At 47.3% G+C, this 12,433-nt stretch carries 9 protein-coding genes; 4 read left to right on the top strand and 5 right to left on the bottom strand.

Annotation, left to right across the window (positions count from 1 at the left end; translation table 11 throughout):
• Positions 1-33 precede the first annotated feature (33 nt).
• The gene (locus tag ACO08K_RS09785; RefSeq protein ID WP_421796215.1) at positions 34-729 is read right to left on the bottom strand and encodes a zinc metallopeptidase; all 696 of its coding nucleotides are present in this window, start codon (positions 727-729) and stop codon (positions 34-36) included.
• 51 nt (positions 730-780) lie between these two features.
• Positions 781-2,058 (bottom strand): serine--tRNA ligase, encoded by a 1,278-nt coding sequence (serS, locus tag ACO08K_RS09780; protein WP_421796214.1) that lies wholly within the window; start codon positions 2,056-2,058, stop codon positions 781-783.
• A gap of 499 nt (positions 2,059-2,557) precedes the next feature.
• Between serS and rho the strand changes: the two genes are divergently transcribed.
• The 3 genes from rho to ACO08K_RS09765 all read left to right on the top strand — a co-directional run bounded on the left by rho (position 2,558) and on the right by ACO08K_RS09765 (position 8,781).
• Positions 2,558-4,627 (top strand): transcription termination factor Rho, encoded by a 2,070-nt coding sequence (gene rho / locus ACO08K_RS09775; RefSeq protein ID WP_421796213.1) that lies wholly within the window; start codon positions 2,558-2,560, stop codon positions 4,625-4,627.
• Between the two features lie 194 nt (positions 4,628-4,821).
• The gene (locus ACO08K_RS09770) at positions 4,822-5,886 is read left to right on the top strand and encodes a DNA polymerase beta superfamily protein (protein ID WP_421796212.1); all 1,065 of its coding nucleotides are present in this window, start codon (positions 4,822-4,824) and stop codon (positions 5,884-5,886) included.
• A gap of 6 nt (positions 5,887-5,892) precedes the next feature.
• On the top strand, positions 5,893-8,781 hold the full coding sequence (locus tag ACO08K_RS09765) for a DEAD/DEAH box helicase family protein (RefSeq protein ID WP_421796211.1): 2,889 nt from the start codon (positions 5,893-5,895) through the stop codon (positions 8,779-8,781).
• Positions 8,782-8,796: 15 nt separating this feature from the next.
• Here ACO08K_RS09765 and ACO08K_RS09760 read toward each other — a convergent pair whose 3' ends face one another.
• The 3 genes from ACO08K_RS09760 to greA all read right to left on the bottom strand — a co-directional run bounded on the left by ACO08K_RS09760 (position 8,797) and on the right by greA (position 10,639).
• Positions 8,797-9,558, bottom strand: coding sequence for a hypothetical protein (locus ACO08K_RS09760; protein ID WP_421796210.1), 762 nt, complete (start codon positions 9,556-9,558; stop codon positions 8,797-8,799).
• A 91-nt stretch (positions 9,559-9,649) separates the two neighbouring features.
• On the bottom strand, positions 9,650-10,057 hold the full coding sequence (locus ACO08K_RS09755) for an HIT family protein (RefSeq protein WP_421796209.1): 408 nt from the start codon (positions 10,055-10,057) through the stop codon (positions 9,650-9,652).
• A gap of 111 nt (positions 10,058-10,168) precedes the next feature.
• Positions 10,169-10,639: a transcription elongation factor GreA gene (gene greA / locus ACO08K_RS09750; protein WP_421796208.1), complete on the bottom strand. Its 471-nt coding sequence runs from the start codon at positions 10,637-10,639 to the stop codon at positions 10,169-10,171.
• A 537-nt stretch (positions 10,640-11,176) separates the two neighbouring features.
• Here greA and ACO08K_RS09745 point away from each other — a divergent pair.
• Positions 11,177-12,298 carry a hypothetical protein gene (locus tag ACO08K_RS09745; RefSeq protein ID WP_421796207.1) on the top strand — a complete coding sequence of 374 codons (1,122 nt, stop codon included), beginning with the start codon at positions 11,177-11,179 and terminating at the stop codon, positions 12,296-12,298.
• The last annotated feature ends 135 nt before the right edge of the window (positions 12,299-12,433 follow it).

Here is a 12,433-nt window from a genome sequence, read left to right as displayed (position 1 = left end):
TCTGGCTTCTATAAACGTTGAAATGATATTTGATTAATTCCTGGACGCCCCTGCATACCGCAGCAACAAATAAACCACCATGACCAGCGCCGAAATTGCAGCTACTACATAAGTCATGGCCGCCCACCACAAGGCATCTTTGGCACCATTGTATTCTTCACCACGGGCCATCCCCGATTCATTCAGCCATACCAGCGCTCTGCGACTGGCATCGAACTCTACTGGCAGGGTAATGAAACTGAACAAAGCGGTGACCCCAAATACAATTGCGGTAATCAGCAAAAGTTGTGGCACAGTATTGATCAGCATGAACGACCCGATCAACAACCATTGCTGGGTCATTGCTGAAAAGTTGACAATGGGCACCAGGGTTGAACGTAACTTCAACATGCTGTAAGCCGTAGCGTGTTGTACCGCGTGCCCGCACTCGTGTGCCGCAACGGCAGCCGCAGCGATGCTATTGGTGGCATATACCGCCTCACTCAGGGCTACCGTTTTGGTGGCTGGATTGTAGTGGTCGGTCAACATACCTTGGGTAGGAATCACTTGTACATCGTTGATGCCGTAATGGCGCAACATTGCTTCAGCAATTTCTTTACCCGTGAGGCCAGAACGAATCCGAATCTGGCTGTAGTGATTGAATTTTGATTTTAAACGAGCGCTAACGATGAAGCCAATGACGGAAAAGACTCCACCAATCAGCATAAAGACCATATAATCTGCGTTCATCTTTGGTTTTTTATTGTTTAGACTTGTCAGTATTACTTCAAGTCACTTTGCTCAATTGAGTAAATCAAAGCCAGTGTACTTGCGCAATACTTCAGGTATAATAACACCTTCCTGGCTCTGGTTGTTCTCTAAAATCGAAGCAACAATGCGCGCCAGGGCCAGAGCACTACCATTGAGGGTGTGGACCAATTGGATGTCCTTACCGTCGCGGAAACGCATTTTCATACGGTTGGATTGGTAGGTTTCAAAATTTGACACCGAGCTCACTTCCAACCAACGTTTTTGAGCAGCGCTCCATACTTCAAAGTCAAAAGTAAGCGCAGAAGTGAAGCCCATGTCACCACCACAAAGACGGAGGATGCGGAAGGGCAAGCCCAGCTTGTTCAACAAAGCAGCAACGTGCTCCAACATTTGCATCAGGATCTCGTAGGATTTGTCGGGGTGCGCAATTTGCACAATTTCAATTTTGTCAAACTGGTGCACCCGGTTCAAGCCCCGCACATGCGCGCCATACGAACCCGCTTCCCGACGGAAACAAGGGGTGTAAGCCGTCATTTTGATGGGCAATTCGCTGACATCGAGAATTTGATCGCGGTAAATATTGGTGACGGGCACCTCCGCTGTAGGAATCAGGTAGAGGTTGTCCAACCCAACATAGTACATTTGAGACTCCTTGTCGGGCAACTGACCCGTACCCCGGGCGGTATCTTCGTTGACCATCAAAGGAGGGATGATTTCTTCATACCCGGCTGCCGCAGCTTCATCGAGGAAAAAATTGATCAGGGCGCGTTCCAGTTTGGCGCCTTTGCCCCGATACACTGGAAAACCTGCGCCAGTCAATTTTACCCCCAATTCCAGGTCAAACACCTTATACTTGGCCGCAATTTCCCAGTGGGGTAGGGCAGCGTCACCCAGGTCGGGCAATTGCTCGGGGCCTGGGCGGTAAATTTCGTTGTCCTCCGGGGTGATGCCCACAGGAACCGATTCATGAGGAATATTCGGAATGAGGTAAAGTTGTTCAGTGAGTTGCTCTTCCGTGGACTTTAACTCTTCTTCAATCGTGGCAATGCGCTCTTTCAAACTGGCTACCTGGCTACGGGATTGTTCGGCCTCCTCTTTTTTGCCTTGTTTCATCAAAGCACCGATTTCTGCAGAAAAGCGGTTGCGCTCCGCATTGGCTTCGTCCGATTCGGTCTTTAATCGTTTGCGGTCATCGTCGAGTTTGAGGATCGATTCAAGCGTTTGGAACAGATCATCCTTGGCGTTTCTTTTCTTCAATCCGGCCAAGACGCGCTCTTTATTGGCCCGGATAAAATTGACTTGTAACATAGTGGCGTGATGTATACAGTAAAGTTGAGGGGTTGAGGAGTTGAGAGGTTGAGGGGTCGAGATCTGCACTTCGGATTCGCGTAATAACTGATCTCAACTCCTTAACTTCTCAACTCTTCAACTTTTTTTACAAAGATAGTGCTTGGAATTAAAAATAAATGTATTTTTGTGGCATTACAGCACACCTCTTTCTTTCTATAGCACATAAGCAAGGTGGTATCCTACTTCGCAAAGAGCTGCACAATCCTCTTTTATTCCTCCTTAAACGTACAATAAATCATCGTATTTAAGGGTTTTGAGAGGAGAACAACTGTTGGTTTTGCTATAACAAGATTCGATTCGGTGTCTTACAGCGAGTACGCGTCAAAAATTAAATTTGATTCAGCTATCTCCACCCACATCTGCCACGATTGTTTTACTTTTCAAATAACATTCATTTACCAAGTCCCGAAGCAAGCTTAGGCTACCGCTTCAAGTTCAAAAAGAAGCCTTTACAATTATGTTCGATATTTTGCAATTGAACGACATGCTGGTGCCAGAACTGAGAGAGCTCGCCGAACGATTGGGCATCCAGGGCTACCGAAAACTCAACAAAAAAGAACTCGTCTACAAAATTCTGGATACCCAGGCCCTTGCTGAAGGTTCGGAGCGCCCTGCTTTCGAGCCTGGAGAAGATCTTGATATCCCCGCCAGCATCACCAGCCGGGAACAGTTTCAAAACGAATTGTACCGCCCAGACGACGATGAAGATGACTCTTTTGTGCCCACTACGGCCAAAAAAGAAGCCAATACTTCTGATCAACCCGAGAATGATCCGGTTGATGAAGACCCCAATGACCGAAACAAAAGAACCCGCCGCCGCGTGACCCGTGAAGAGCTTGAGCAACAACAAGCCCTTACTCGCCGCGACCGCAATATGCCACGTTTGGAACGTACCCGTGATCGCAACGAACGGACCGAACGCGAACGTGAGCAAGAACGTGAAGAAAGAACCCGTCCTGAACGCCCGGTCACACCCGCCCGTGAAGAAAGGCCTATTCGTGATGAACGCCCTTCCCGTGAAGAAAGGCCTAGTCGCGATGAACGTCCCGAGCGCGAGCGCGACCAAGAGCGTGAGGAAAGAGGCAGCCGGATGGAACGCCCTACTCGTGACGACCGCGGAGAACGTGACCGTCCTGAGCGCAATACCCGCTTTGAACGCAGCGATCGCCCCGATCGCAACGACCGCGACCGCTATGACCGTGGGGATAGAGATCGGGATCGTGACCGCGATAATAGAGGTGGCGACCGCGACCGGGAACGTGATGGACGCGACCGCGATGATCGCGACAGAGACCGTGATCGTGACCGCGATGGCGGCCGTTTCGAAGATGCTCCTGAGCGCCGCCAACCTGCGGCAGAAGAATACGAAGATTACGCAGCCGAAGAAGAACGTTTTGACATCGAACTCGATGGGATCATCGAAGGAGAGGGCATTCTGGAAATGATGCCTGATGGCTATGGCTTCCTGCGCTCTGCGGACTACAACTACCTGACTTCACCCGATGACATCTATGTATCGCCTTCCCAGATCAAGTTGTTCGGTTTGCGTACTGGGGATACCGTTTGTGGTGCCATTCGTCCACCTAAAGAAGGTGAAAAATATTTTGCCCTTTTAAAAGTGTCTAAAATCAATGGCCGCGACCCGGCGGAAATTCGCGATCGGGTGCCTTTCGATTACCTGACGCCACTGTTTCCTACCGAAAAAATGCGTTTGGTGAGTGCTCCAGGTTCCAAAAACATGGGCAACCGGATGATCGATCTCTTTACCCCCATCGGTAAAGGCCAGCGTGGTTTGATCGTGGCACAGCCAAAAACGGGTAAAACCTTCTTGTTGAAAGATTTGGCGAACGCCATCGCTAAAAACCACCCCGAGTGTTACATCATCGTTTTGTTGGTGGATGAACGCCCGGAGGAAGTTACTGACTTCAAACGTAGTGTAAACGCGGAAGTGGTTGCATCTACATTTGACGAACCCGCTGAAAACCACGTACGCGTAGCTGGCATTGTGCTTGAAAAAGCCAAACGCCTTGTAGAATGTGGTCACGATGTGGTGATCATGCTCGACTCCATCACCCGTTTGGCGCGTGCCTACAACACTGTAGCACCTGCTTCTGGTAAGGTACTTTCCGGTGGTGTGGAAGCCAACGCGCTACACAAACCTAAAAAATTCTTTGGTGCTGCCCGTAACATCGAAGGTGGTGGTTCACTCACCATCCTGGCAACAGCACTGATCGACACCGGTTCCAAAATGGACGGCGTGATCTTTGAAGAATTTAAAGGTACGGGTAACATGGAATTGCAGCTTGACCGTGGTTTGGCCAACAAGCGCCTCTTCCCGGCGATCGACCTTACCAAGTCGAGTACCCGCCGCGACGACCTGCTTTTGGACAAAGATACCCTCCAACGTATGTTTATCCTGCGCAACCACCTTTCGGATATGAAACCCGAAGAGGCCATGGAATTCCTGCGCAAACACATGAATATGACCAGTAGCAATGACGAGTTCCTGCTGTCGATGAATGGATAATTTCCTTTGGAACGATAAAAAGGGCTTTGTGGTTAGGAATAATCATGAAGCCCTTTTTTAGTTTAGAAGGTTGAGAAGTTGAGAAGTTTAGGCTACCGCAGCGACATGCACACTTTCACACGCACACATCACACTCAAACCCATTCTTGCGGTAGCCTCAACTTCTCAACTCCTCAACTCCTCAACTTTTCACCGTGAATCTTAACGAACTCCGCCAATCCAGACAACTTTTACTCGAAAGCATCAGCGGCAGCCAGGCTTATGGGCTAGCCTTGCCTAGTTCCGATACCGATTACAAGGGGGTATTTGTTTTGCCCAAAAAGCAATTTTATGGCCTGCATCAACTCGATCAGGTCAATAGCCCCGGCAATGATGAGGTTTTTTATGAATTGCGGCGCTTTGCCGAATTGTTGGCAAAAAACAATCCCAACATCCTGGAGATGCTGAATGCGCCAACCGATTGTATCGTGTACCGGCATCCATTGTTTGAGTTGTTCAAACCGAGCGATTTTTTGTCTAAACTCTGCCGGGATACCTTTGCGGGCTACGCAATTACCCAAATCAAAAAGGCCAGGGGGCTCAACAAAAAAATCCACAACCCGCAGGAGCCGGAGCGCAAAACACCCCTGCACTTTTGTTTTGTGGTTAAAAACCAGGGCTCAATCGCCTTGCTTAAATGGCTGGAAGCAAATAATTTGCAACAAGAACGCTGTGGCCTGGTCAACATTCCCAACATGCGGGACATGTACGCCCTGTTTTATGACCATAGTGGCGAATTATCCTTCAGTGGAGTCATTCAAAAAGAGAGCGCCAACGAAGTCGCCTTAAGCAGCGTACCCAAAGGAACCGAACCTTTGGCCATCATGTCCTTCAACAAAGATGGCTACTCGGCCTATTGCAAAAGTTACCGCGAATACTGGGAATGGGTCAAACTGCGCAACGAAGAACGTTACCAAAACACCTTGCAACACGGCAAAAACTACGATGCTAAAAACATGATGCATACCTTTCGTTTGCTGGACATGGCGGCGGAAATATTGCGGGATGGAGAGGTGATCGTGCGTCGACCCAACCGTGAGGAGTTGTTGGCCGTGCGCCGTGGGGAGTTTTTATACGAAGATTTGATTTTGCGGGCAGAGGAAAAAATTGCTTACATCAATGAGTTGTACGAGCGGTGTACTTTGCCGGAGTTGCCGGATTTGGGAAAGATTGAAGACTTGATTTTGGAGGTGAGGGAGCGGTTTTATGCACAAAATTAAATGCCAATGCCTGATCAACCTAACCTTGTTTTTCCCCCACATTTACATTTTGCCCATCCCTGGCGGAATTACCAGCAAAAAATTCTGGAGGAAACGGATTTGTTGCTCAATCAGGGGAAATTCCATCTGGTGGCTCCGCCGGGTTCGGGGAAAACGATCCTGGGCCTGGAATTGATGCGTAGGCTTGACCGCAAAACCTTAATCCTGGCGCCAACCCTGGTCATTCGAGAGCAATGGATAGAGCGCTTGATCCAGGATTTTGGTGCTGAAATGGGCGGTGATTGGATCAGTCGGGATTTGCATGATCCTGCTTTGCTCACCGTCTGCACCTATCAGGCTTTGCATCAGGCTTGGAAAACAAATCCCCAGATCATCAGCCAATTGCAGCAAGCAGAGATAGAGACTTTAATCGTGGATGAATGCCACCACCTGCAAAAAGAGTGGTGGAAACCCTTAATCAATCTCAAAAAAGAATTAAGCCCCTTGCTGATTGCCCTGACCGCTACTCCGCCCTATGACGTTAGTGGTTTTGAATGGGCGCGTTACCACGAATTGTGCGGGGACTTTGATGAGATCATTTACACTCCGGAACTGGTTGCTGCGGGCGACCTTTGCCCACATCAGGACTATTTGTACCTCTGTATGCCTCCCGATGTAGCTTCGCGGGAGTTGCAGGATTTTCATCGGGCAGTTGTTGATTTTACAGAAGGCCTGCAACACAATTATCGCTTCATCAACTTACTCAAGGAACACCCCTGGCTGAATCAACCGGACCTGTACACGGAAGCGATTTATGAAAACCCAGCTTATTTTTCGGCTTTGCTGATAGGTTTGGAAGGTTTGGGAAAAGTGGCACCCTTGAGTGCCCTGGGCATCATTGGAGCGGATGAAAGCCAAATTCCAAAACTCTCCTTGGATTGGCTGGAGGTCTTGCTGCAAAATGCTTTGTTCAAAGACCCTTATTTTGAAGCTTTTTTGGCGGAAGAACCGATTGAACGCATCATCAAAACCTTGCGTCGAATTAGAGCTATTGAGAAAGCTAAGGTGTACTTGAAAGAACCACCTCAACTGGCCAAACAACTGCGCAACAGCGTGAGCAAGCTCCATGCCATTGAAGAAATCGCCAAAATTGAAGCACAGAATCTGGGCAAAGAATTGCGCATGGTGGTCCTGTGCGATTACATTCGCAAGGAATTGTTGCCAACGGATGAGTTGGATGACCCCAATCAGGATCAGTTAGGTGTTGTGCCCATTTTTGAGTCTTTGCGCCGAGCCTTCCCCCTCGGCCTGGAAATAGGGGTATTGAGTGGTTCCTTGGTCATTGTTCCAAAAGCCAGTGAGCCACTTTTGGATCAAGTATTGTCAAAATGGAACATTCCAGTTGGCGACCTTCGACGCAATGCCTTAAAACATGACCCGCTTTACTTGCACATTGAGCCAGTCAGTGCCAAGGCCAAAACGGCCATCGTCAATGTCATTACGGCGCTTTTTGCACAGGGCGGGATACAGGCCTTGGTGGGCACCACTGCTTTGTTGGGAGAGGGTTGGGATGCCCCCGAAATCAATACCCTGGTACTGGCTACATTTGTGGGCTCACACGTGTTGTCGAATCAAATGCGGGGAAGGGCCATCCGGGTACACCGCCAAATCGTGGAAAAAACCGCCAACATTTGGCACCTGGCCTGTATTGACCCCCGCTCCCCGGCAGGTGGAAGTGATGTATTGATGCTGAAGCGGCGGATGTCCACTTTTTTTGGCCTCGGTCAGGGTGCTCAACCTGTTATCATTAGTGGAATGGATCGTTTTGCTTTGCCTACTCTGCCAATTGCTATACCCGAATTGGAGCAATTCAACTACAATACTGCAGTTTACGCCAAGGCACGCCCTCGTTTGCAGCAGGTTTGGCAAGAGGCAATAGGAAATGGATATGCGGTGCAGGAAAAGGTAAGGGTTCCACATCAGCGTAACACCACTTTTAATGGAAAAAAGAAAATTGCCCTGGAGCAAACCAGGCAGGTTTACCGACGCGATTTTAAACGATTTAACCTATTTGCGGCAATTTGGGTATTTGGGGCATTTCTGTTGGTTGCTTGGGGGCGATTTATAGGTTGGGATTGGGGCAATCTGCTATTCGGCATCACCATCGGCATTTTGCTGTTGAGCGCATTGGATTTTTCCCAATTGCGTCGCTTGCGTTGGGTACCTCAAATCACGCGATATTTTAAAGAACTGGACGTTTATCGACCCCGTTTAGGGTTGAGAATGGGGCTTTATGCATTGCTTGTTGGCGGGGTGACTTGGCACTGGGGGATTGTATTTGGCCTGGCGCTGATAACATTTATTCTGTCGGGTTGGTTGGTTTATTTATCCTTCTTCAATAGCACTTTTATACTCGGGGCCTGGTCGAACCTACGCCGGATCAAGGACCCGCAGCTATTTTGGAGCAGTGCTGCTGAAGCTTTGTTCGAAACACTAGGCCAGAGCCAGCTGTTGCAAGCCAATTCTGCAAATGCGGTACAGCTGGGCATTGAGGGCAAAATGAGTGATGAACTGGTGGTGGTGCCTAAAAATCTGGACACCCATAGTGCTCAACTTTACCTTAATGCACTGCAGGAATTGCTCAATCCCATTGAGAACCCACGGTATTTATTGGCTTTGAAGTACACTTTTGATCCCCAGATGCCATTGTTGTATTACTTTCCAGTGCCCACTTGTTTAGGCAAAAAGAAGAGGGATGCTGAACTATTTCAGGATATTTGGGCGGAAAAAATGGGGCCTACGAGGTTGGTTTTTACGCGTACGGTAGACGGCCGTTTGGAATTGCTAAAAGCCAGAGGGCAAAGTTTAGGTTTACCACCTGAGTCTTATGCTACGCGAGAAAGTAGTTGGGAGTGAAATTCAAAATTCAGGTTAATCTACTAAACTCCAAAGAGCATCGTTATTCGGATACTCTCCATGTAGTGCCTGTACCTCCCCCACAACTGGCAGAAAAGGCAGCAGCCGTTCTGGAACTCCTGGATATTCAAAAAAACCTGGATGGCCTCTCCAAGTTTCAACGCGCTGTGTGCCAGCAATCAATACCTGATGGAGTTGTATGTTTTTGCCAAAAACGGGAGGCCCACCGTCGTGCCCTTCTAACAGATTAAAAAACAGTTCAGTGGTGGAATAAGGCTGGTAATGCAAAAGAATAGGAGAAGCATTGCGGCTATCCCGATTGTTGAAACAGGCCAGCACAAGAGGGTAGCCAGGAAAATTGTCTACATAAAAGTTCAGCAATTCTGGCGCAATTGCCGGGCGTTTTTCCAAGGGTATTTGTAAAAGCGCAGCGTTTAGCGCGTCTTCCGTTTTTTCATTCAACAATACTACATGATAAACTCCCATCTCGACTACGTAGGTACTTTGGGCAAAAAGGCCACCTCTGGTGTTCCTGCTCATCCAAAGCTGATAAGTTTGCCGCAATAAGTCAGGGCAATCCGCAGTATCCAACAAATGTTCTGGTAACAGAGGCGCTGCTGCAGGAATATGCAAAAGCATACAATTGGCGCCTTCGGCCAAATTTTGCGGAGCATTCTGGTAAGCCATTACATGCCGATAGCCATATGTTGGATGGTCAATTTCCCAGGCTCCAACGTAGGTAGAGTTCAAAGCTGCTGCTGCTGAAGTGACACACATGGGAATGATTTTTTAGTGAAAAGTGAAAAACGAAAAGTAATTAAACCGATTGATTTTCACCGTTCACTTTATCTTTTTCACTTTTCACTTTTCACTTTTCACTTTTCACTATTTCCTCGGCTACAGCCGCTGCAATACTCGCCATCTCTTCAGGACTCACTTCCACGACTGCTTTGGTAAAAGTAATGTCTTGCAAAGTATTGAGAGGAATGAGGTGTATATGCGCATGAGGCACTTCCAGTCCGATGACCGCAATCCCGATGCGTTTGCAAGGAACCGTCGCCTCCAGGGCTTTGGCTACCTTTTTAGCAAACAAATGAAGTCCGATCAGGTAATCATCCTCCAAATCGAAAATGTAATCCACTTCTTTTTTGGGGATAACCAAGGCATGACCTTTGGCCATGGGGCGAATGTCCAGAAAGGAGAAATAATCCTCGGTTTCTGCCAATTTGTAGGAGGGGATTTCGCCGTTAATGATGCGGGTAAAGATGGAAGCCATGTGAAGTGATAAGTGAAAAGTGAATAGTGAAAAACGAATAGTGGAAAGTGAAACGAACGGTGAAATCCAAATGATGTATTTGCTTTTCACTTTTCGTTTTTCACTTTTTACTTAAATTGCAATATCCACAATTTCAAACTGCATATCGCCATTGGGCGTCCTTACCGTGGCGGTTTCGCCAATGACTTTGCCCAAGAGGCCTTGCCCCATTGGGGAACTGACGGATACTTTTTTGGCTTTGAGGTCGGCCTCCGATTCAGAAACCAACTGGTAAGTGATTTTCGCTTTGTTTTTGGTATTCATAATCGTCACCTTGGCCAAAACGGTCACTTTAGAGATATCTACTTCACTGGCGTCCAAAACGCGTGCAGTGGCCATTTGTTTTTCCAGGTCATTGATGCGCAGTTCCAGCAAGCCCTGGGCTTCTTTAGCAGCATCGTATTCGGCATTTTCAGAAAGGTCTCCTTTTTCACGCGCCTCGGCAATTGCGCGTGCCGCTTCAGCACGACCTCTGGTTTTCAGGTCCTCCAATTCTGCCGTCAATTTGTCAAAACCTTCCTTGGTTAAATAGTTGATTGCCATAATACATTAATTTTCCAATGATTAAACTCCTTCCCCAGTCGGGCGTTTGCGCCGACCGAATGCCAATGTTGATCCTTGTTGTTTTGAAAAAATCGCAACTTGGATTAAGGCTTTGTAGTGGGGCAAAATAAGTGTTCATTTTTCTTGAGCCAAAGGATCAGATAAGAAACTTGAAATGAATTGTTTACTTATCTGATCCTCTGGCAAAATGAATACTTATTTTTTTCGCCCCTTGGGTAGGTTTTGTGCTGTAACGCTTTTTAAGATTATCGGTTACAGTAGCTGTGATCAAAAACGCTGAGGTTTTTAGAAAAAAACAGGAACGCTTCCATCCGACTTGAATGAAAACGTTCCTGTTTTTTCCCTTCTGCAAATATATAGGAAAATTTTGGGAATGTGCAAGTGAAAAATTTTTTGTGCTTTAATTTTTTAAAACAAAAAAAAAGTAGTATAATTGTATTTGGCTTAAGCCATTTTCTGCCTTTACATAACTTGATACACGGCCTTTGGTTATCGTTTCACCAACCAAGGCTTCACATGAAATATACTCCACGCCAATTGAGTTATGCGCAATACCTCTTGCGCCGCATGGGTTTTCAAAACCCCAAAGACATTGAGCAATACCTCCAACAACTCATGCTGAGTAAAGGGCGGTACCATTTTAATCCAAAGTCCAAAAACCCTTTTAAAGCCTGGCAATTCTCTGCCAAAGCAGCTGTAGATGCACTGGTCGCTGAACTAGAGTTAAAAAAGACCCCCGCGAAAATCCCTTTACAGAAGGTCGTAACTCCTCATTTTACCGCTACCCAGTTGGCGCGTTATAGCTTTTGTCCGGCGGCTTTGTCCATCAGCAATACGTTTGAAACCATTGTAGAAGCAGGAGATGGATTAATCGAGATGGGCGAACAACTCCACGAATCTCTGCGTTTGAGCCGGCAAAAACAAAAAAGCGGGTCTACAACCGATCCTTTTTACCGTCGCGCCTGGCAAAATCCGGCGATTGCCAAAATTCTAGGGGCTGAAACCGTTTATACCGGGCATGGGGCGGATGCACCATTGTTCAGCAATGCAAAAACTGCTTTCGTGGGCAGCCCCGATTACATTTTTCGAGATCGGGAAGGGAGATACTTTGTAGTAGAAGAAAAATTCATCCACTACCGTGACCCCATGAACCCCTCTGTCATCAAACTCAACAAAGAAGAATGGGCGGGCACTTTGGCTACCCAAAACCAGAAACGGCAACAAGAATGGGAAAAAATCCCCTTTTATTTTTTCAAAAACCACCTCTTACAGGTATTGGCCTACCTGGTGAATATTTGTGATTATCCGCTAGAATATGGCTATCTGGTGTATTGGTTGTACGATTTTAAAGATGGTGAAGCTTATGTTCACAAAGCCGGGGTCAAAAAACTGAGTTTAGACCCTAAAAATCTTGCGCTGTACAATCGTTATCTGGATCGATTTCAGCAGTTTTTGCAGCAAGGGGCAGAACCTTTTCAGGTAGAAAGTGTCAATGTCAAAAAATGCGCAGCCTGCTCGCAAAGCCTTTATTGCATGCACAAAACGAAGCGGTTCGAAGAAGTGCGTTTCCCCTATCGCAAGGAAGATATCAAATTGTATCCAGCAGAATTCCCGGGTAATCTGCGACAGCAATTTTGAAGATTACACTACTGGATATTTTGCTCGGAGGACATGAATTGCCCTGGCTTTAGCCTGGGGTCATCGAAATACCCTAGGATTTGGGCTTTAGCCCTAGCTTGAAAATGAAGGCAGGGGCTAAAGCCCATCAAAAAT

Source organism: Haliscomenobacter sp., from assembly GCF_965225875.1.
GTDB lineage: Bacteria > Bacteroidota > Bacteroidia > Chitinophagales > Saprospiraceae > Haliscomenobacter.
Note: the sequence above shows the minus strand (reverse complement) of the source record. Positions and strands in the feature narration are given on the sequence as shown.

What these genes read in the sequence shown, in the direction of transcription:
- ACO08K_RS09785 (WP_421796215.1), bottom strand. Translation starts at nt 729, where the DNA reads ATGAACGCAGATTATATGGTCTTTATGCTGATTGGTGGAGTCTTTTCC.
- serS (WP_421796214.1), bottom strand. Translation starts at nt 2,058, where the DNA reads ATGTTACAAGTCAATTTTATCCGGGCCAATAAAGAGCGCGTCTTGGCC.
- rho (WP_421796213.1), top strand. Translation starts at nt 2,558, where the DNA reads ATGTTCGATATTTTGCAATTGAACGACATGCTGGTGCCAGAACTGAGA.
- ACO08K_RS09765 (WP_421796211.1), top strand. Translation starts at nt 5,893, where the DNA reads ATGCCTGATCAACCTAACCTTGTTTTTCCCCCACATTTACATTTTGCC.
- ACO08K_RS09760 (WP_421796210.1), bottom strand. Translation starts at nt 9,558, where the DNA reads ATGTGTGTCACTTCAGCAGCAGCAGCTTTGAACTCTACCTACGTTGGA.
- ACO08K_RS09755 (WP_421796209.1), bottom strand. Translation starts at nt 10,057, where the DNA reads ATGGCTTCCATCTTTACCCGCATCATTAACGGCGAAATCCCCTCCTAC.
- greA (WP_421796208.1), bottom strand. Translation starts at nt 10,639, where the DNA reads ATGGCAATCAACTATTTAACCAAGGAAGGTTTTGACAAATTGACGGCA.
- ACO08K_RS09745 (WP_421796207.1), top strand. Translation starts at nt 11,177, where the DNA reads ATGAAATATACTCCACGCCAATTGAGTTATGCGCAATACCTCTTGCGC.